This is a genomic window from Myxococcus qinghaiensis, from assembly GCF_024198215.1.
In the GTDB taxonomy this organism is placed as follows: domain Bacteria; phylum Myxococcota; class Myxococcia; order Myxococcales; family Myxococcaceae; genus Myxococcus; species Myxococcus qinghaiensis.
Map to the genome: position 1 here is coordinate 39,359 of NZ_JAKCFA010000033.1, position 21,354 is coordinate 60,712.

The following is a 21,354-nucleotide window of genomic DNA, read 5'->3' on the forward strand; positions in this document are numbered from 1 at the left end:
CCCTCAGCTCACGCTCCCCTTCGGCACCCGCGAGCCAAACGTCAGGCCGCGCACCGCCTGCGACTCCACGGTCAGCGCGCCTCCCTGCAGGCGCGCCAGCTCCGACGCCACTACGTCCATCGACTCGAGCTGCGCTCGCAACATCTCCAGCGCGGCTCGGTCCACCGACGGCCCCGACTCCAGCCGGTGGAGCTGCCGCCGCGCCTCCTCCAGCGGGCCCTGCAGCGCCCTCGCCGCCCACTGGCTCAGCGTGGCCCCGGGCGGGCCCTCCGCCTTCGACGCGGACTTCGGCGCGTTCGCGAGCGACTGGTGGATGAGCGCCTCGAAGTCCGTGATTTCGAAGGGCTTGTGCAGGAACGCATGGGCCTCCGGCGCGCCCTGCGGCAACACCGCGCTCAGCAGGATGACGGGCACGTCCTGGAGGTCCGCGTCCCGCTTCAGCCGGCGGCACAGCTCCACCCCGCTCAGCCGAGGCATCATGTGGTCCGTCACCACCAGGTGTGGGCGACACGCCCGGGCCAGCTCCAGGGCCTCCTCGCCGTCTCGCGCCTTCACCACCTCGTGACCCAGGTCCTCCACCACCTGACTGAGAACTTCCAGCACCGCGGGCTCATCATCCGCGACCAGGACGAGACTCATTCTTCCGCTCCTCCGCACCGGCGCGGCCCCCAAGCCACGCCGCCAGGACTTCGGCCTGCCCCAGGGATGAACCGAAATCCTCGGGGAACGGCCGCCTCCCGGAGATGCAATCGTTCACGGACGTGCGGACTGGTTTATGAAAGGCACCGCACCGCCTCCAGCGAATCGTGGGAATGACGCCAGCTTCCCGACAGTCTGCGTGTCATTCGCCGGACAATCCGCTGCGGGCGCACGGAGGGCATACATGAAGGCTGGAGTCATGAGGTGGGGACCCCTGGTGGTGACGCTGCTGGCGTCCAGCGGCGCGAGCGCGGACATGGCCCGGCGTCGCGACGCCGTCGTGGAGGTCGTCCAGAAGGTCTCCCCGGCCGTCGTCTACATCGGCACCGAACAGGAGGTGGAGTCGCGCTTCCGCCGCCGTTCTCCGCTGGAGGAGTTCTTCGGAGGCATGGGCGGCGAGCAGGGCCGCCAGAAAATCGAGGGCCTGGGCAGCGGCGTCATCATCGACCCGACGGGCATCATCGTCACCAATGACCACGTCATCCGGGGCGCGTCCGCCATCCACGTCGTGCTCGCGGACGGTCGCTCGTTCGACGCGGAGGTCATCGGCAGCGACGCGGGCAACGATTTGGCCGTGCTCAAGGTGACGGCGAAGGAGGCGCTGCCCATCGCGAAGCTGGGCACCAGCGCGGACCTGATGATTGGCGAGACGGTGGTCGCCATCGGCAGCCCGTTCGGCCTGAGCAAGACGGTGACGGCGGGCGTCGTCTCCGCCGTGGGCCGCACCTTCCGCGCGGACAACCGCGTGTACAACGACTTCGTCCAGACGGACGCGGCCATCAACCCCGGCAACTCCGGCGGCCCGCTGCTCAACGTGGATGGCGAAATCATCGGCATCAACACAGCCATCTTCGGCGGCGGCGCGCAGGGCATCGGCTTCGCCATCCCCGCCGACAAGGTGCGCCGCATCGTCGACGAGCTGACCCGCTTCGGCAAAGTGCGCCCGTCCTGGGTGGGCCTGGACGCGGTGGACCTGACGCCGCGCGCGGCCCGGCAGCTCGGGTGGGACCGCTCCTACGGCGCGCTGGTGACGGCCGTGGAGGCGGGCAGCCCCGCGGACCAGGCGGGCGTGAAGCGCGGGGACATCGTCGCGGAGCTGGGCGGCTCCCGCATCCAGGACGCCGAGGACTTCGACACCCGCGTGCGCGGCTACCCCGCCCGCTCCGCCTTCCCCCTCGTCCTCTTCCGCGAGGGCGCCACCCGCACCCTCCAGCTCACCCCCTCCGAGTTTCCCCCACGCATGGTGGAGTCCCTCGCCTGGGACCGACTAGGACTCAAAGTGAAGGAGACGCGGGGTGTGCTGTCCCTGAGCGGCGTGAGGGCGGGGAGCGCGGCGGCGGAGGTGGGGCTGGAGCCGGGAGACATCATCCTCCGGGTGAACAACCAGCCGGTGACGTCGGCGGACGCGTTCAAGGAGGCCCTGATTACGGCGCGGCGCGGACGGAGCGTGTTGTTGCTCGTGCGGAGGGGCCGCTACGGGTACCACATCACGCTGCCCTTCGAGCAGGACCGGGGCCAAAGCCTGTAGGGCTGGCCTCCAGGCAGGCATGGCAGCGGGTTCCTCGGATTTCGGAGGGCGCTCAACTCGCACTAGCATGCGTGCCCCATGAGCACCGTGCGCTACCTGTCACTTGGTCCCCTGCTCGCCGGGGCGGGCTCCCGAGCCTTCCTGGGGCTTGCCCTCGAGGATGGCCTGCCCCCTCGCCCAGTGGTTCTCATCTGGGCTCCACAAGAGGTCGTCCAGAGCCCTGAGCTGACGGCGAAGCTGACGCGGGAGACGGCGCGAGCGCTCGTCTTCGAGCATCCGAACATCCTCCGCGTCCACAGCCTCGCGGCCCAGGACGGCGGCCTGGCGCGCGTCACCGAGTTCGCCGACGGCGAGCCCCTGCGGCGCGTGCTGGAGGCGAGCCCTCGGCTCCCCCCGCCGCTGGCCGCGTTGGTGGCCGCGGATGCCGCCACGGGCCTGCACTACGCGCACATGGCCGGCAACGACGACGGCACGCCGCTGGTGCACGGCGACGTGCGGCCCGAGACGCTGATGCTCTCCTTCAGCGGCCTGACGAAGGTGACGGGCTACGGCGCCCTCAGCGTGGCCCCGCGCGAGCGCGATGGAAAGCGCGTGAAGAACCGCCGCGCGTACAGTGCCCCGGAGCAACTGCTGGGCGGCCGCGAGGCCGTGAATGTCCAGTCGGACGTGTTCCTGCTCGGGCTGGTGCTGCATGAGTGCCTCTCCGGGAAGATGCCCTTCAAGGAGAACGCGGACCCGGACAAGGCGACGCTCACGCGCACGCTGCCGACGATGTCCCAGGACGTGCCGCTGAAGCTGGACGCGGTGGTGCGCAAGGCGACGGCGAAGCGCGCGTATGACCGGTACTCGTCCGCGCACGCCTTCCGCGAAGCGATTGTGGATGCGGTGGGCACGCTGCCCGCGCACACGTCGATGGCGGACTACCTGGCCAAGCTCTTCCCGCCGGAGAACGAGGCCCGCGCGGCTCGGCGTCGGGTCATCGACGCGGGCATCGCGGACGTGCTCCAGAAGGTCGGAGTCGCGCCTCCCGCCGTGGCGGAGTTCCTCGTCACGGGCACCCTGCCCCTCTCGGCCATTCCGAAGGTGTGGCCGGCGATGCAGGGCCAGCTCTCCATCCTCGCGGCCGTGTCCGGTGGCACCAGCGGCGTGCAGCTCACCGAGGCCAGCGCGGCACCGGCGGGAGAGAGCACGGGCTCCAACGCAGTGGTTGCGCCGGCACCGGAGGCCGCACCCGCCCCCGAGGCCACGAGCACCACGGCGTCCAACTCCACGCTGCCCTCCGTCGCGACGATTCCCGCGACAGGGACCTCGGCCGCTTCCTCTGAGAGCGCCACGGCCTCGACAGGGAGCGCTGACACGGCCACGAGCACGGTGGCGCCCACCGCCGCTGTAGCGACCACCGCGAGTTCAGGGCCGACTCCGGCCGGAGCCGCGACGGCGTCCCCGACTCCGAGTGCCACGCCGCTCGCGAGCACCGCGCCGTCGGCCACGCCCACGCCCGTCACGAACGGAGCCGGTGCGTCCGGAGCTCCGGTGTCTCAAGCGGGCGCGGTGCCTCCAGCGGGCGCGGTGCCGGCTTCGAGTTCCCCGCCGCCAGCGGCCGGTGCGCCTCGGAAGTCCTCCCGCGCATGGGTCGCCGTCGTCGGCGTGGGCACGGTGCTCGCGCTCGGTGGCGCGGCCGTCATCGTCCAGCGCCTGCCGCCCGGGATTGAAGCGGAGCTGGAGGACGCGGGGCCTCCGGCCATCGCGATGGGCGGCCTGGAGGACGCGGGAGCAAGCACCGACGGTGGCGCGGACGCGGGCGCCGAGGTGATTGCGACCGGCTACCTGGACCTCACCGTGGATCCTCGCGTGGACGTGTCCTATCCGGGTGGATTCCTGGGTCGCACGCCGCTCAGCGTGGCGCTGCCCGCGGGGCGACATGTGTTCACGCTCACCAACGCCGTGCTCGGCATCCAGGTGGCTCGCACGTTCACCATCACCGCGGGCGGGCGCAACGCGCAGCAGCTCTTCCTGAACAAGGGCTTCATCAACATCCGCGCGCCGAAGGACGCCATCGTCACGCTCAACGGCCGGCTCATTGGCGCCGCGCCCGTGGAGGAGCAGGACGCCTACGAGGGCACGCATCAGCTCCTCGTCATCGCCAACGGCGCGCGGTGGGCGAAGACGTTCAAGCTGGAGCCCGGCCAGCGCGTCTCGTTCGACGTGGACTTCGAGACGCCCTCCGAGGAGTAGGCCACCCCGGTCTCCGCTGGCAGCGGCTCGTCACCCCGAGCCCTGCCAGCGCGCCTCGCCCCTGGTGCGCCGTGACTACTCGCGACGCTCCAGGCGCAAGAGCTCCAGGACCCGGTCTGTGTCCAGGGGCCGCGTCACAAAGTCGCTGACACCCGCGGCCAGGCACCTCGCCCGCTCGTCGTCGCTCGACTGGGCCGTGACGAAGACAATGGGCATGTTGGCGAAGCGCGCATCCGCGCGGAGCGTCTTCAGGACGGTCTGGCCCTCCTCCGTCATCGGGAGCAGCAGCAGCAGGCCATCGACCTCCGGGGAGTCCCACAGGACGCGCAGCGTCTCCCCCATGCTCTCCGCGTGGAGGACCTCCAGGCCCCGCGACTCCAACACGCTGATGAGCGAGAACGCCTCACGGATGTTGTCGTCCGCCACGAGCACGCGACGCCGGGTGGTCCGCGCCCGCTCCCCTTCCAGGAACGAAGACCCCGCGAAGAACTCGGACTCAATCACCTCGCCTGGGGCACGTGGACCGCCTGGCGTCGACGCATCACCGCGCGCGAACGCGGGGATTTCGACCGCCGAGACCTCCACCATCGACTCCCCGGCCCGCACGAAGTCCCGCTGTCCACCCGCCGTGCCGTCCGCATGGAGCTCTTCCCCCACGTAGACGTCGGGCACGTAGAGCGTGAAGGTGCTGCCGCGCCCCAGCTCGCTGGCGACGTGCAGCTCTCCTCCCAGCAGGTGCGCCAGTTCGCGGCTGATGGACAGCCCCAGGCCCGTGCCACCGTACTTGCGGCTCGTGCCCGGCTCCGCCTGCTGGAAGGCCTCGAAGATGCGCTGGAGCTTGTCCTGCGCGACGCCGATGCCCGTATCCACCACGCTGAACGCCAGCACTCCTTCGGCGCGATTCAGCACGGGACTCTCGAAATGGAGCAGCCCCCGGCCCATCAGCGCGACGCGCAGCTCCACCCGCCCCGAGTCGGTGAACTTGAAGGCGTTGGAGAGCAGGTTCTTGAGCACCTGCCGCAAGCGCGACGAGTCGGTGCGCATCGTCCGGGGCAGCGAGCTGGAGAGCACGACGGCGAAGCCCAGCCCCTTCTGCTCGGCGACGTGCTGGAAGTCGCGCTCGATGAGCGCCTTCACCTCCGCGAGCGGCACGTCCTCCGGTTCGACCTGCAGCTTCCCCGCCTCTACTTTGGACAAGTCCAACAGGTCATTGATGAGGCTGAGCAGGTCCACGCCCGAGGCATGGATGGTCCGCGCGTACTCCGCCTCCTTCGGCCCCAGGCGATGGTCCGAGTCCTCCGACAACATCTTCGCGAGGATGAGCAGGCTGTTGAGCGGCGTGCGCAGCTCGTGGGTGATGTTCGCCAGGAACTCGCTCTTGTGCCGCGAGGCCAGCGCGAGCTTCTCCGTGAAGCCCACGTTGTCGTTGAAGTCCTTCCACACGCCGGAGTGTCCGGCCTCCGCAACGCCCTCCACGCCCACCTGACGCGCGACGCGACTCACCTCGCTGGCGAAGGTCGTCAGTCGCGCCACCATCCCATTGACGATGTTCTTCAACTCCAGCGACTCGCCCCGGACCTCCGCGGTGAGCATCTGCGACAGGTCTCCCCGCGCCACCGCGCCGCTCACCCGGATGAGGTCTCGCACCTGTGACGCGAGACTCCCGGCGAGCACATTCACCCCGTCGCCCAGCTCCCGCCACGCGCCCTCGGTCCCCGCCACGTCGACGCGAGCCCCCAGTCGACCCTCAATCCCCACCTCGCGGCCCACGCGCGCCACGTCCCGAGCGAGGGACGACATGCGCTCCGCGCCCGCGTTGAAGGTCTCCGCCAGCTGGTCCTCGAGCGTGTTCGCTCCCCGGACGGGCACTCGCCGCGAGAAGTCGCCCCGGTTGGCGGCCTCCATCGCGGCCAGGAGGTCTCGAAGCCAAGCGTCCTGCCGTGCGGTCCCCTGGTTGCCATCCTCTTCCACGCGTTGCTCCCGTGAATCCGCATTCGTCACAGGGCCGGAGCACACCCGGCCCCCACGACGCCACGACATCGCGGCGACAACGAACAGACGAGCCGGCTCCCAGAATCCCGAATGATGACTACGCGCTCTTGCGGCGCCTCATCATCGCCTCGTACGAACGACCCACGCTCTGCGAGAGGATCATCAGCTCGCCCACGTCCGGCGGCGTGAGCTGATCCGGTCCGTTGTCCACGTACAAGAGGTGGACCACCTTGCCTCGGACCAGCAGCGGCAGGATGACGGCCGTCGTCGGGAAGCCGCCTCCCAGCAGCTTGTAGAACACGCCCATCGCCGCGTCCCGGCGCACCGGCCCCACGTAGTGCGAGCGCGTGTCGCGCACCAACCGGAACGTACTCTGCTCCCGGAGCGCCACGCCGATGCGACGCACCGCCGCCTCGCGCACGCCCGGGCCCATGCCGTGCCAGCCAGTGACGAGGCTGCCCTGCACCGACAGCAGCAGGTTGCGCCGCCACTTGCCCAAAGCGAAGCGCAGCACCGTGCGAGCCACGTCCTCGCGGTCCGTGCTGCGCGCCAGCTCCGCCTGCGCCTCCGCGAACGTCAGCGGCGTGGGAGGAGGCTCGGGCGCGCGCTGCACGGGCGCGGCGGCCATGGGCGGCTGCGCGACAGGCGCCATGGGGGCCACGGGAATACCCACCTGCGCGGGAGGAGTCGGCGGAGGCGGCGCCACCGGGCGCGGCGCGGGAGGCTGCGCCTGCATCGCGGGAGGCGGAGCCACCACCGGACGGGCCACGGGCGCCGTCGGCATGGGCATCGGCGGGAGCTCGGGGAGGGCTTCCACCACCTCGACGCCGGTGATGACCTCCTCCTCGCCCATGTCCCCTTCGTAGTCCGCGCCACCGCGCAGCGCCTGCGCGTAGACGGACTGGAACTCCTCCTCGCTCATCAGGTCGGGCGGCTTCTCCGTCGCCTTGGCGATCTCCGCCGCGGCCTGCGAGCCGGGCTTGGGGCGAGGCCGCACCGCGTTCATGTCGATGGCGCGCAGCGGGCGGAAGGCCTTGGTGTAGCGGCGCAGCAGCTGGTTCATCCGGAATTCGGGGATGACCACCGGCACCACGCGCTTGCCCGTCTTGAAGGCAATCGCGTCCAACGTCGTGAAGTCGTGCGGGTTGACGACGGCGACGCTCAGGCGCGTCGCATCCACCCGCATGGGGAGCAGCTCCTTGTCATCCGCCTGGTTGGGCGGCACCAGCTCCAGCGCCTTGGGGTCCGGCACCATCTCCCCGGAGGCGAACGCGCTGTTGTGCAGCGTCCCCAGCGTCTTGGCCAGGTCCACCTCGGACAGCAGCCCCAGCTCCACCAGGTTCGTCCCGAGCCGGCCGCCATGCACCACCTGGGCCTCGAGTGCCTCCTCGAGTCCCTCCGCGGTGACGAGGCCATCCTTCAGGAGCTGTTCGCCCAGGCGCATGACCGGCTTGTAGCCGCGCCCCATCCCGCTCCGCAAGCACGCACACCCAGGGCCCCTAGTCCTCCGGGTGGTGACTGAGCGCCACCCGGTTGCCCTCCGGGTCCCGCACGTACACCGTCCACCGCGTCTCGTGCTCCAGCGGGACGCCCGCCTGAGTAAGCTCGGACACCACCGCGGCCCGCTCCGTCCTGGCGATGCGGAACGCGAGCATCAGCAGGCCCGGGCGCTCGTGGCGGAACGGGAGCGGCTCCGGCGCCATGCCCGCCGCCTCGATGGCCAGGAAGCCGCCCCCGGGCACGCCCACCCAGATGCTCCGCAGGGAGCCATCCGGGCGCAGATGGCGGGTGAGCTCGGGGAAGCCCAGCAAGTCCCTGTAGAAGGCCGTCACCCGCTCGATGTCCTCCGCCTGGATTGCCACGTGGTGGAAGCCCTGAACGTTCATGAGGGCGGATGGTATGGTCCCGCCGCCCATGGCGCGACTGCTCATCGTCGAGGACAACCACGAGCTGGCCTCCCTCATCGTCTCCACGGCCCAGAGCCGGGGCCACGACGCGCGCGCCGTGCACACCGGCGAGGCCGCGCTGGAGGCGCTCAGCCCCGGTACCAAGTGGGACGCGGCCCTGGTGGACCTGCTCCTGCCGGACATCCGGGGCAGCGAGGTGCTCGCCGCCCTGCGGGCCCACGGCATCCCCGCCATCGCCGTGAGCGGTGTGTACAAGGGTGACCGCTTCGCGCAGGAAGCCGTGCAGGTCCATGGCGCCCGGGCCTTCTTCGAGAAGCCCTTCGAGCTCATCCAGGTGATGGAAGCCCTGGAGCAGGCAGGGGGCGTGGAGTCCGCGCCCCGCGCGCCACCGCCCGTGGAGGACGGCGCGGCCCAGGATGAGCTGCTCGACGACGCGGACCTCATCGTCCTGGAGGAGCTGATTCCCGACGGAGAGGAAGCAGGCGACGCCAGCGCGCCCATGCAGGCCATCCCCGACTCCGCGCCGCTGCCCGGGCTGGAGAGCGAGGAGCCCGCCCTGCCGCTGCCCTTCGCGCATCGGGAGAAGGTGTGGACGCGCACTGCGCCCGACGCGGCGAAGACCCGGCGCGCGCTGCCCGAGTGGTCCCTCGGGGGAGATTTGAAGGACACCTCCGTGGCGCGGCTGCTCAACGCCTACTACGAGGCGCGGCACCACGGAGAGCTCAAGCTGCAGCAGGGCTCCATCCTCAAGGTCGTCTACTTCGAGTCCGGCCGCATCGTATACGCGGCCTCCAATCTGGCCCACGAGCGCTTCGGTCGCTTCTGCGTCCGCAAGGGCGTGCTCACGGAGCAGAAGCTCGCGGAGGTGGCCGCCTTCGCCCGGCAGGAGGGCCTGCGCACCGGCGAGGCGATGATTCGCCAGGGCGTGCTGGATGCGCCTCGGCGGCGACAGCTCTTGGAGGAGCAGGTCCGCGAGCTGCTCTGGTCCACCTTCACCTGGACGGAGGGCGCCTACGGCTTCAGCGCCATGAGGCCGCAGCGCGCGGACCTGGTGAAGCTGTCCGTGTTCCCGGGCGACCTGGTGCTGGAGGGCGTGGAGAAGACGGAGACGCTGGTGGCCCTGCGGCAGCGCATGGGGCAAGGCCGCCGCCTCTTCCCCACCGCCGACCCGCCGTACGGCCTGCACGAGCTGAAGCTGCAAGGGCCGCAGGCGCTGCTCCTGGCCTACGCGGACGGAAGCAAGACGGTGGAGGACCTGCTCGCGCTGACGGACCTGTCGGAGCGGCAGGCGCTGGCGACACTGCGGGGCCTGGAGCTGCTCGGCGTGCTGGAGGAGCGGCCGGAGACACCGAGCCGCCGCCACCGCATCTCCTTCGGCCTCTGAGTCAGCGCCGCGTGCCGTCGCGACGGCGGCGCAGCCACTGAGCCACCGCGAGCAGTCCGAACAGCGCGGCGCCCGAGCCTCCCTGCGAGCAACCACAGGACGACGGTTGCTCACTCGACGACGCCCCGGACACGGGCACGCCGTTGAGGAACACCTCCCCAGCGAAGCGCGGCGACGACAGCAGCCGGGGACGGACCACGTACGTCAGCGTGCGCGTCTCGTGAGCGGCCAGCGCCACGCCTTCCACCTGGAAGCCGCCCTCGGTGGACTGCTCCGCCAGCGTCGCGCCCGCCACCTTCACGCTGCCGGGCACCAGCTCCATGCCCTCGACGCGCTCGACATAGCGCAGGCCGGTGACGCCGCAGTCCGTGGTGTTGCTCAGCTGCACCACCACGCCCACCAGCCCCGTCTCCTGGCCGGAAGAGGCCTCCGTGGAGTGCGCCACCTCGACGAAGGGGTCCGCGACAATCGGCACCGTGTGCACCCGCGTGGCCGCGTTGCCCCCACCCGCATCGGCGGTGACGCGCAGGGAGAGGGACGTCCCCACCAGCTCCTGCAGGCCCGTCTCGCGCGTGGCCACGGTGACGCTCGGGCCCGACAAGTCGTCCTGCGCGAGCGCGGGGCCGCTCTCCCGGGACCAGGACACATCCACGTCAGTGCACGCATCGGGAGGAATCCGCTGCGTGAGGGTGGTCTTCGCGCCTTCACCACAACGCGCCACCAGCGCCTCACCCTCCACCTCACCCAAGGACACGGCCCGAGCCTCCGCCGTCAGCGTCTGTCGCGCACGGCCCGCCTCCACGGGCGTGGCGACATCGGAGAACAGCTCGCCTCGCACGGTGTACGCGGTGGGCGAGCAGACCGCGGGCAACTGGAAGCGCCACACGCCCGGCACGGGCACCACCTGGGAGGCGAGCTGCACGCCGTCGGCGGACTCCAGGAACATGCGCGCCTTGAGCGCGTACGCGCCGGGGCAGCGCAGCGACGTGCCCAGGGTCGCCTCGACATCCTGGCCCCCCCCGGTGACGCTCATCGACAGGTCGAGGCTCGCGGCGGACACGTCCTCCGCTTCCGGCTGGGCGTCCACTCGCACGGGAACCTCGGGCCCCTCCACCACGCCGACTCCGTCGACGGTCATCCGGTTGCGCACCACCAGCGTCAGTGACGCCAGCCCGCAGCCCTCCGCCGACACCTGGAGCACCTGCGCCGTGACGGGCGACGAGAGGTCGACGGGAGTGCCAGCACCGTCCTTCACCGAGAGCCCCGGAGGCACGGAGCCTCCATCCGGGAGCCGCCACACCGTATCCACCTGAGGCAGCCCCGCCGTGGCCTCGCAGGCGTGCAGTGCCTCGGGACGCAGCTCCACGGTGCTCCCCGACCGCACCTGGCGAACCGTGTTCAGCGCGAAGGGCGCGGCCGGCTTGCCCCAGGGTTGCACGTCCACGGAGATGGCCGTGGCCTCGGACGGAATCCGCCCCTTGTCCCGTGCCCGGACTTCGTAGGTGTAGCGCGCGCCCGTCGCGGAGCAGAGGAACTCTGGGGGCGTGAAGGTCGCGATGCGGCCTGCCTCCTCTGTCTGCAACATCGGCTGGCCCGGGGGCGTGCTCCACACGTAGTCCACCGACTCGCAGACCCCAGCGCTCGGGGATGCGGTGAACACGAGCGAGGAGCCTCCGGCGGAGGTGGTGCCCTGAAGCGGCAGCACGCCGGGCGCTCCGGGCCCTTCCGTGTTCTCGATTCGCACCGTCACCGGGGTCTGACGGTCATGCGCGCCCAGGCCATCCGAGGCGAACACGGTGAACTGGGTCGTGGTCGTCTCGCAGACCTCCGGGGCAGTGAGGGACAGCGACACCGCGTCCATCCCCGGCGTGGCGTTGACGGTCAGCGGCGTCGCCCCCACGTCGGCGGAGACTCGCACCGCATCGCCGTCCTCGTCGCTCGCGGTGACCTCCAGCGTCCGCGTCGTTCCCTCGTCGATGAGGACGGGGTCCGGAATCGCGCCGAACACCGGGGCCACGGCGTTGACGTAATAGATGACGTTCTGTCCCTGGTTGCGCAGGGTGATGACACAGAAGGAGGAGTCCACGCAGGACACCTGGTCGAAGGGGTCCGACACCGGCAATGACGCGTTGGCGAACGCGGGATGCACTCGCCACGTCATGCCGGAGTCGCTGGCGCTTCCCGTCGGCACGGCGCCGAGCACGACATGCTCTCCGCCATTGCGCGTACCCACCGCGAGGCCAAAGCCCGTTCCCCGGCCGGTGCTCTGCTCGGTGTTCACATCGACGGAGACGATGTTCACCGGCCCCGAGTCCACCAGGGTGACTCGACTGAAGTCCCCGGGAACTGGCGCTGCGGAGAGGGGCGCCCTGAAGAGGCCGTCCGCGTTGCCCGCCAGGAGGATGGGAAACAGCCCGCTCGTGGGGATGAGGTCCACCGTCTGGAGCGGCTGCGTCGTCAGCGCGGTGTTCATGCTGAACGAGGCCTCGCGCTTGTCGGCTCGAATGTAGAGCAGGTTCTGCGGGCCGATGACGGGGACGACTGCATGCGACACTCCACCCGCGGACTCCGTCACCCCCATCACCGACGTGGCCCTGTACTCGCTTGTCTCCAGGACGCGGGTGGGCCATGGGAAGGTGGCCGTCTCGGACGCCGTCGCGTGCAACAACAGGATGTCGTTCGTATCGACGGCGATGGCGGCGTAGCCAGTGCCTGACGCGGTCTGCATCACCCGGCGAACCTCCGTCGTCGTCGCGGTGGGCAGGTCGGGGATGATGCTGCCGCCGGGCAGACAGTTGTCGAAGGCGAAGATGACGCCGTCGTTGCGCACGCCCGCGAAGCAACCCGAGGTCAACAGCAACGTGCCCACGGCGGGCGACAGGTTGCGGTTGGCCCTCTGCTCCTCGTTGACGTGCAGCTCCGCGCCCGTGGAGTGAGCGATGGCGACGGTGAAGGGCTCCCACGCCCTCACGTCACGAGGCTCTCCCGGGACCGTCAGGCCTTCCTTCCACTCCGCGGACGCCACCGCGGACAGTCCCAGACAGAGGCAGATGAGGATGCCGGCGCGCACGAGTTACTCCTAGTAGGCGAGCTCCGCCCGGAGGTAGAGCCGGTCCTGATCTTCGGACGACTCGGAGCCCAAACCCAAACCGCTGAAGCCCAGCAGTGTGTACCCGACAGCCATTCGGAGCTTCTCATCCATCCGATATGCCACTTCCGCGCGCACCGCTGTCAGGCGGTCACCCTCCGGTGAAGCCGTCCGACGGGCCAGCTCCGCCGCCACCTCCAGCCCACCCACGATTCGGACCGCCGGGCGCACCGTGCCCGTCCACACCCACCGCGAGGAGCCCTCCAGGCTGCTGTGCCCCGCGTGAAGTCCCGCCGCCACCGAGAACCTGTCGCCCAGGCGCACCGCGGGAAGCAGGGAGAGAATCTGCAAGGCCCTGTCGCCAAACGCGGCCCGAGTGCCCGGCAAGAGCTCCCGCGTCACAGCGTAGCGAGCCACCACGAGCCACGGGCCTGGCCGCCACGCCACCGCCGCGTAGCCCTCCAGCAGCCGGGCTTCCAGCGCGTCGTCGTTGACGGTCCGCGCGAAGTCCACGCGGCCAGAAGCCGTCACGTCGCGCAGCAGCTCCGCCTCGGCGGCCAGCGCCACCACCGTCTGGAGTCGGTCCACCGCCTCGCTCGCTCCGCGCTCCGGCGTGCCCTTCTCCCGCCGCACCTCGAAGCGGCCTTCCAGCCGCAGCCGCTCCAGGAGCAGCTGACCGAAGACGCCGCCCGCATCGCGCCGCAGCGGAGGGTTACCATCCAGCAGGCTGCGCACGCCGCGCTCGTAGCGGGCCCCCACGCTGAAGCCGTCCAGCACCGTCTTCTGGAGCCCCACCGCTCGCGACAGTCGCACGGACGTCGCGTCATGCAGGCCCACCTCCTCGACGAACAGCGCCGTGCCACTGTCGGGCAGCTCCGTGCGAGCGCCCGTGAGCGTCCGACCCGCGCCGAAGTCCGGCCCATCCACATCGACGGAGTAGCCGCCGTAGTACACGTCCGAGCCACGACGTGACTCCACGTTCGCCCAGGCGCGAGGCCCCAGCTCCGGCCCCCAGCCGCCGCGCACGCCTACGCGCGTGTCACGTCCCAGCTCCACGTCCACGCCCGCCGCGCTGAACGTGTCGTCCACCCGGCCCGGCCCCGCGCCATGCAGGGCCAGCTTCTGGCGATGCGACGCCTGGAGCCAGAGGCCGTCGAGCAGACGGTAGCGGCCCGCGACGCCCAGCGAGGTGCGGCCTCCCGTCAGCGCCTCACCCTGCCCCACGACTTCCGCCGCCTTGAGCCGAGCATCCCGCGCCTCCAGGCTCACGCCCCAGGTCGCCTCCTCCCAGCCCACGCTCGCGCCCACGGTGCTCGCGGAGAAGGGGTTGTCCACGAAGGGCTCGCGAGGGTCCGCCGAGTTCCGTCCATCCGCGAGCAGCGACAGCCGCAGCCGCCCCATGGGCTGGCGCAGCCGCAGCGCGAGTTGCTGGAAGCGCGCCGCGTCCAGGTGCGCGCCGTCCGAGAAGCCTCGTCCGCGCCAGCGGTAGGACGTATCCACGGAGCCATCGCCCCACAGGCCCGGTCCGCGCATGCGCAGCCCCAGGGCCTCGCCGCCCGTCGCCAGCCCCGCCCCAGGACGCAGGAAGCTCAGGCCGCCGTCATCGGAGACGCCGAACACGCTTGAGTCCACCGCCATGCCGCGACTGGACGCCGCCTCCGCCTCCAGCGAGTACGCGCCCAGTCGCGCGGAGCCCCGGCCCGAGTAGAGCGTGTACGGACGGCCCTCGCGGCCTTCGCGCACCGCGGCCAGTCCCACGCGCGCGCCGCGCCACTCGGCCCACACCTCTCCGCCTCCGGAGTCCTCGGTGCCCGTCGTGCGCAGCGCCGCGTAGTCGACGACGAGCACCGGCTCCGGGGCCTCCGTCAGCATGTCGGTGCGCAGGAAGGTGTCGCCCGCCAGGAACGACAGCGGCCGGGACAAGAGGATGCGCCCGGCGAAGTAGTCGATGTCGTAGTCGCGCCCGCGCACCAGGTGTCGCTCGGCCAGCGGCAGTCCGGTGACACCGTCGCGCACCTCCACGCGCACCAGCTCCGAGCCCTCCGCCACCGACACCGCGCCCAGGTAGAAGAGGCTGCCGCCCGTGGCGCGCAGCTCCTCGTGAGCGGGGACTGCCGAGAGTCCGCGCGTCGGGTCCGTGAGGCTGCCGCCGAACGCGTCCACACCCGCGCGGAGCTCCGGGCCCTTCGCGCTGGAGGTGGTCAGCTCCGCATAGGGACCGAAGAGGGGGCGGTGGTAGCGGCCCACCTCGCGGTCCTGCACCAGCGCGCGGTACGTGCCCAGGCCGACGCGGCCGTAGTCGGGATGACGTGCCTCCGCGCGGAGCCGGGCCTCGGAGGCGTTCGGCGTCAGCGACACCGAGTCGTCGCCCCACTCCTCCGGCGAGAAGTCAGGGTCCGCCACGCGGTCGAAGCGCTCGGGGACGCGAGGACGCAGCCAGTCGGGGAGCTCGGCGCCGCGCAGCGTGCGACCGTCCGTGTCGCGCAGGTCGACCTCTCCCACCACGTCCACCAGACCCAGGCGCAGCTCCGCGTGCGCGGAGCCTCTGCCGCGAAGCTGGAAGTCGCTGTCCGCTGGCGCGAAGCTCGCCTCGACGTCCAGCAATCCCACCGCGAACGGCCTCGGCTTCGCGAGGATGTCCACCACCACCTCGTGAGCGGAGCCACCAGGCGGAGTCAGCGCCAGCGTCACGCGGTTGCTCCCCGAAGCCAGTGTCACGGGAACCTCCACACGGCCGTCGGCGTCGACCACGGAGCTCTCGCCCAGCGGGCCTCGCACCCAGGTCCCCGAGGGGGCTTCCACATTCAAACGGGTGACGCCAGTGGCCGCGGCCTCGTCCCGCGCGGCGGGGAGCTGGAACGCGCCCACGAGCACCAGCGGCCTCGGCACCACCAGCCAGCCTTCGGCGCGGCGCACGACATCGACGTGCTGAACGGAGACGCGCACCTTGCCATCTGGCGCAGTGGCCTGGATGACCAGCGTGTTGCCTCCCGCGATGAGGGGAACCGAGGCGCTCCACCCACCGCGCTCATCCACCTCCGCGTCGACGGCACCAATGCGCACGCGGTCTCCCACGGCGGCCTGTCCCGCGACGCGGAAGCGCACGGCGCCCTCGCCGGAGACCACGTCCGCAACAGGAGGCATCCGCGAATAGGACAGGACCAGCGGGGGCGCCTCCGAGGCCTGGCTGCGCACGGCGAAGTCCTGGAGGACGACGGCGCCCCAGGGCACCTCCACCGTGGCGGCCTCTGGCGTCACCTGACTCGCGGCTGGCAGCGAGCGCGGGTCCACCTTGAGGCGATGACGCCCAGAGCGCAGGTGAAGTCCTCGCGTGGCGTCCGGCATGCGCGAGTCCACGCCCGTGAGGTGGAAGCGTCCTCGCGAGTCCGTGCGCACCTCGCGGCCCGTCGTCAGCACCAGCCGCACGCCCGCGACACCCGGCTCGTCGACGCCGCAGAGTCCATCCCCATCCACGTCCAGACACACGCGGCCAGCGATGGTGGAGGCCAATGAGGGCACGTCCATGGACACGCCCTGTCCCAAGGCCGTCCCGGCGCACAGCAGCACGCTCAGCACCAGCAGGCCCGAGCGCCTCATGCGCGCACCTCGACGAGCAGCGAGGGCACAGCCATGGAAACGCCCTGTCCCGAGGTCGTCCCCACGCGCAGCACCAGCAGGCCCGAGCGCCTCATGGGCGCACCTCGACGAGCGCGGTGACACCCGTGGCCACGTCCGCCACGGAGACACTCACTGGACGCGTGGCTCGCACCGTGAAGGACGTGCGGCCCTCCCGGACCTCGTCACCTTCACGCGCTCCATCCGACAGCGCGACATGCACCGCGCGCCCCTCCAGGATGCGTCCGCGCGAATCCTCCACCCAGTACGTCACGCGCGTGCCCTCCACGCGAAGCCGCACGTTGACGGGGACCTCGGGCGCCACGCGCACCTGCTGCGAGACGGCCTCGGGCACAAGCGACATGTCCAACGGATACGCCAGCCCCTCGCCCCCCAGGACATGAATCGTCCGCACCAGCCCCGTCCACAAACCATGCGCCACCAGGTGCGCGCCCGGAGCCAGCTTCCCCAAAGACACCGTGCCGTCCAGACCCGTGGTCAGCTCGTGCCCATCCAGGCGCAGCGGCTGCGAGGGCACCGGCAGCCCGGCCAGGTCCGACACGCCTGCGTACAGCTCGCTTCCCCGACGCCACACCGCGATGCGCGCAGGCTCGCTGCCCACCGGTCCCCACGCCCGCGCGCTCAGCGTCACCTGCTCCTCGCCCCCGGAGGCTGGCGGCTGCCAGGCGCTCGCGAAGTCACCGGGCGCGGGCTCCACGGGCGGCGTGAAGTCTCCTTCGGGAGCGGTGAGAGACAACGTCGCGCCGGGACGAGGACGTCCGAGCGCATCCCGCGCGCGCACGGCCACCTGGGCCTGGGCACCGCGATGCACCAGCGGCTCCGACACGGACATGGCCAGCTCGGTCACCGGTCCCTGCACCAACTGAAGCGCCAGCACCTCGCGAGAGCCCGCGCCACGCTGAGGCCAGGCCGCTTCGATTCGCTCGTCGTCGCCGAGCGTGCGGGGCGCCGTGTAGAGCCACTCCAGCATTCCGCCCGCCGCGCGCGACGGCCCCTTGAGGACACCGCGACGCGCCTGCGCCGTCACCTTCGCGTCCTCCACCGGCTTGCCCAGCGGGTCGCTCGTCGCGCACAGCAGCCTCGCCCGCGACACCCCATCCGCCGGAAGGCGCTGCGGCTGGAACACGCACGCGAGCCCGTCGGTGGGCGGCAGGTTCAAATCAATGCGCTCCCGCTTCGCATTGCCCGCCCGGTCCACCACGCGCCCCTGGCCGAAGCGATGGCCCGGCGGCACGACGATGGGGAGGCGGAAGCGACCATCCGCGCCCGCCGTCACCGGGCCAAACGTCTCCCCCGCGATGTCGATGGAGATGCGCGCATCCGGCTCCGTCGTGCCCGGCAGGTTCACCGACGCGGCGAGCGGCACCAGCACTCGCCCATAGGCCCCATGCACGGACTGCGGACTGGGCCACGCGGAGAACGCCACCAGGATGGCCACCTCGGGATGCCGCGTGTCCGGCAGGACGTAGCGCGCCCGATACATTCCAGGCGCGACACGCTCCAACCCCTCCACCCTGCCAGTGCTGACGCGCACCACGGGCGGCGCGCCGCTGTCGTCGGCCGTGCCATCCGGCCGCAGCAGACTCACGGTGAGCACCGCCTCCTTGTCGCGGCCCTTCACCGGCGCAGCGGGCTCCAGCCCCAGCTTCACCTCGGTGGCGGGAGGTCCGAGCACGAAGCGCGACTGCGCCTCCAACCCCTCCACCCGCGCGCGCACCACCACGTCACGAGCACCCGCGTGGGGCACGACGATGAAGGTGCGAAGCGGCGGCTGCGCGAGTCCCTCACGCAGCTCCGCGCCCTCCACGGTGACGGTGGGCGTGCTCGCCATCGGCACGGGCACTCCAGACGCATCCTTGCGCACCACCGCGACGGGGAAACCCTCGGGCGTCACGGCGGACGACGGCCCAAGCAGCTCCAGTGTGTCGGCTCTGGCCGAAGCACACACGCACAGCAATAGAATGGCGGGGAGCGGAAAATGTTTCAGGACGCGTAGAAGTCTACAGGGCCCGTCCTCTCCGCCGAAGCCTCTTCCGCGAAACCACCACCGAGACTCGCCGGGGTCGCGCCAGCCACAACGCCACCAGCACCAATCCCGCCGCCGCCACCGGCGTGCCACCCGCGCTACACCCTGCTCCAGGCCCGTCGCTCACAGGCACGAAGGTCACGGCTGACACCCCGCCCACCTCGAGCGTGAGGGGTGCCACGTAGTGCCCCGGAATGCGCTCCTCCCCCGCCACCGGCTGCGTCACGCCACACGCCGACGCGGTGCCATAGATGCGGATGCGGAAGGAGCTTCCGGGATTTCCTGAGATCAGCGCCGCCAGCCAGGTGTTGCCATCCAGGGTGACGTCCCGAGCCACCAGCGACACGGTGGGCTTGAAGCGGGACGGGTCGACGATTTCCGCGCCGTCCAGCCACACCCAGCCGGAGGTGGCGCGCTCGCCGCTGTAGCCGTTGTCGACGCACATGACGCCCGCGCCCAGGCCGTAGAAGCCGAGTGACACCGCGTTGGGCTGCCCCGTCGTGCGCGCCACTTCCAGCGCGGCCAGCAGCGGCGTCGACCCGGGCTGCGTGCACACCGCCTCGGCCGTCCGCGTCGGCTCCGCGGGTGCGGCGTCCTCGCAGGGGAGGTCCCTGGGGAGCTTGAAGGTGAACGAGCGCACGTTGAAGTCCCCGTTCTCCGCCACCGTCCACACCACGCGCACGGTGCCGTCGTCGGACACGCTCAAGTCATTGAGGTTCTCGTTCTCCGGGGACTGGGTGAGCAGGTAGAGCGTCTGCGTGTCCAAGTCGTAGAGCGCGATGTCGAAGTCGCCCTTCGTCGGGTCCCTGCGCTCGAAGGCGATCAACGCGCCGCTGATGCTGGGATTCGCATCCAGCCCTGGCAGCGCGAGTCGCTGCTCGGTGCCGCCATTCACGGGCTTCCAGTAGATGTCCCGGTCCGACACACCGTCCACCATGCGCGTGCTCGCGTAGACGACGATGTCTCCGTTGGTGTCGGGCTGGGACTCCTCGCCCTCGCTTCCGGTGAGCGCCTGCGAGTTGAAGCCGTTGCCCGCCCAGCGCGCCTGCCAGATGTCGCAGTGCTGGCCCTGGGCATCGCACTTGGCCCAGACCACCGTCTTCCCATCCGGGGACACCGACGGCGTGCGGTCCAGCATGCGGTCATCCGTGAGCCGCGTGAGCGTGCCCTGGTCCAGGTCGAAGAGGGCGATCTCCGGCTCCAGCGTGCTGCCGGTGTAGCCGAAGTCCTGCCACGCCACGGTGCGGCCCCCAATCACCGCCGCCCGCCGGCTGCTGCCCGCCTGGGGGGCCAGCTCCACCGGCGCCTGCGCCTTGCCCACCTCGTACGTGAAGATGGCGCTGGAGGTGTTGACGCGGGTGAACACCACGGTGCTTCCGCTGATGTCCGACACGAAGTCGAACGCACCGTCGTTCGGAATGGCCTGGTCCACGCCGGACACCAGGTCGTGGTAGCGAATCTCGCTCGTGCCACCGGACTCGCTCGTGTAGGCGACCAGCGCCCCGCTCACGTGAGGGTCCGTCTGGTCTCCGGGCCCGCCATTCACCACCTTGGCGGTTCCGCTGAGACTGCCGACTTGAGGGGAGGCGGGGGACAGCGCAGGCAGCAAGCACGTCACGACGGCGAGAGCGCGCAGCATTTGAAACCACCTTCCCGGGGGGACTCAGGAACGACAGACCCATGGCCCGCACAAGGCGCAGTGGGCCCGGAATGCTCCCCGGAGCGTGCTTCCCACGGCGGTCACGGCCGGCCGGACTTCAGGCCCCGCGGCTTTGCGCACCAGGCCTTTCGGCCAGGATTGCCCTTGAACAGGAACGACTGTGGTTCGGAGTCTAGGGAGCCCCCCTGGCAGGGGTCAAGCCGACCGCCTGCCCGCACACTCGTGGATTCAGGGAGATGCGTCGCTTGCCTGATTCCAGATGTCGGAGTCGGTCTTCAGCGAAGGAGGCCGGGTGTCGACGACGAGCTCGGCCTTCTCGCGCTGCTCGACACGGCCGACGCCCACGGCGCGCACATCGACGGTGTTTGAGCCCTCGCGCAGCTTCACCTTGCGCTCGAAGCGGCCCTCCGCGTCGGCGAGCACGCGCACGTCATTGACCTGCACGCGGCTGCCGGGCGTCGTCTGGCCTCGGACGACGAGGTCCTTCTCGCGACGCGTGCGCTCCGAGGGCCAGTCCACCTTGAGCAACAGGCTGGTGGGCACGGCCGCGGGCTCCGACGGGGCCTGACCGGGACGGATGACGGACTGCTGACCGGCGCGGACGATGACGACCTTGCCCTGGCCGAGCAGCGTCACCTCGCCCTCGCGCGTGCCGACGGCCACGGTGCCCTGGCCGTTGTTGCTCATGGTGAAGGCACCGGCTTCGTGCAGGGTGGCCACCGCGTCGGTCTGCGCGGCCTTCACCTCGAAGGTGTGGCGCTTGCCGGGACGCACGACGGCGGTCGCCATACCGTTGGCGAGCAGGAGGCGGGACACCGACGCGGTCAGCTCCTCCACGGACACCTCGGTGCCCGGGTCCATGCGGAACTCCACCGCCTCGCCGCCGATGAGCACGGCGTACGAGCCATCATCCGTGCGCACCTTGTCGTGCCGCCGCAGGGCCATGCCCACCGAGGCCTTGCGCCAGGTGCCGTCGCCCTCCTTCACCTCCACGGTGCCCGTCACCTCCGTCAGCTCCAGCTCCAACGGCCGGGTCACTACGGGCGCGGCGGCGGGCACCACGAGCGGGGCGGGAGGCGGAGGCGGAGGCGGTGGCTGGCGCAGGAAGACGAACCACCCCAGCGGCAGGGCCGCGAGGATCAACGCGAGGCCGATGAAGAACGGCGTCTGACGCCGGGAGGGGCGAGGCTCAGCCATGG

At 71.1% G+C, this 21,354-nt stretch carries 12 protein-coding genes; 3 read left to right on the forward strand and 9 right to left on the reverse strand.

Annotation, left to right across the window (positions count from 1 at the left end; genetic code table 11):
- Positions 1–3: 3 nt before the first annotated feature.
- Positions 4–639: a response regulator gene (locus LZ199_RS40980; protein ID WP_253999247.1), complete on the reverse strand. Its 636-nt coding sequence runs from the start codon at positions 637–639 to the stop codon at positions 4–6.
- Positions 640–883: 244 nt separating this feature from the next.
- On the opposite strand from LZ199_RS40980, the gene LZ199_RS40985 reads away from it, so the two are divergent.
- Together LZ199_RS40985 and LZ199_RS40990 are read left to right on the forward strand one after the other, a co-directional pair.
- On the forward strand, positions 884–2,227 hold the full coding sequence (locus LZ199_RS40985; protein ID WP_253999248.1) for a trypsin-like peptidase domain-containing protein: 1,344 nt from the start codon (positions 884–886) through the stop codon (positions 2,225–2,227).
- Between the two features lie 78 nt (positions 2,228–2,305).
- Positions 2,306–4,462, forward strand: coding sequence for a protein kinase domain-containing protein (locus LZ199_RS40990; protein WP_253999249.1), 2,157 nt, complete (start codon positions 2,306–2,308; stop codon positions 4,460–4,462).
- A 75-nt stretch (positions 4,463–4,537) separates the two neighbouring features.
- Here LZ199_RS40990 and LZ199_RS40995 read toward each other — a convergent pair whose 3' ends face one another.
- The 3 genes from LZ199_RS40995 to LZ199_RS41005 form a co-directional block, all read right to left on the reverse strand.
- On the reverse strand, positions 4,538–6,433 hold the full coding sequence (locus LZ199_RS40995) for a hybrid sensor histidine kinase/response regulator (RefSeq protein ID WP_253999250.1): 1,896 nt from the start codon (positions 6,431–6,433) through the stop codon (positions 4,538–4,540).
- Positions 6,434–6,551: 118 nt separating this feature from the next.
- A complete protein-coding gene (locus LZ199_RS41000; protein ID WP_253999251.1) occupies positions 6,552–7,898 on the reverse strand; it encodes a GspE/PulE/PilB domain-containing protein in 1,347 nt (448 codons plus the stop codon).
- 55 nt (positions 7,899–7,953) lie between these two features.
- Positions 7,954–8,340: a VOC family protein gene (locus LZ199_RS41005; protein ID WP_253999252.1), complete on the reverse strand. Its 387-nt coding sequence runs from the start codon at positions 8,338–8,340 to the stop codon at positions 7,954–7,956.
- A 13-nt stretch (positions 8,341–8,353) separates the two neighbouring features.
- Between LZ199_RS41005 and LZ199_RS41010 the strand changes: the two genes are divergently transcribed.
- The gene (locus LZ199_RS41010; RefSeq protein WP_253999290.1) at positions 8,354–9,745 is read left to right on the forward strand and encodes a DUF4388 domain-containing protein; all 1,392 of its coding nucleotides are present in this window, start codon (positions 8,354–8,356) and stop codon (positions 9,743–9,745) included.
- A gap of 1 nt (position 9,746) precedes the next feature.
- Here LZ199_RS41010 and LZ199_RS41015 read toward each other — a convergent pair whose 3' ends face one another.
- The 5 genes from LZ199_RS41015 to LZ199_RS41035 all read right to left on the reverse strand — a co-directional run bounded on the left by LZ199_RS41015 (position 9,747) and on the right by LZ199_RS41035 (position 21,352).
- Positions 9,747–12,815, reverse strand: a complete 3,069-nt coding sequence (locus LZ199_RS41015) for a hypothetical protein (protein WP_253999253.1) — start codon at positions 12,813–12,815, stop codon at positions 9,747–9,749.
- 9 nt (positions 12,816–12,824) lie between these two features.
- Positions 12,825–16,430: a flagellar motor protein gene (locus LZ199_RS41020; RefSeq protein WP_253999254.1), complete on the reverse strand. Its 3,606-nt coding sequence runs from the start codon at positions 16,428–16,430 to the stop codon at positions 12,825–12,827.
- Positions 16,431–16,521: 91 nt separating this feature from the next.
- The gene (locus LZ199_RS41025; RefSeq protein ID WP_253999255.1) at positions 16,522–18,426 is read right to left on the reverse strand and encodes a hypothetical protein; all 1,905 of its coding nucleotides are present in this window, start codon (positions 18,424–18,426) and stop codon (positions 16,522–16,524) included.
- A 43-nt stretch (positions 18,427–18,469) separates the two neighbouring features.
- Entirely contained in the window at positions 18,470–20,134 is a 1,665-nt protein-coding gene (locus LZ199_RS41030; protein WP_253999256.1) for a TolB family protein, read from the reverse strand.
- Positions 20,135–20,383: 249 nt separating this feature from the next.
- A complete protein-coding gene (locus LZ199_RS41035; RefSeq protein WP_253999257.1) occupies positions 20,384–21,352 on the reverse strand; it encodes a FecR family protein in 969 nt (322 codons plus the stop codon).
- Positions 21,353–21,354 lie beyond the last annotated feature (2 nt).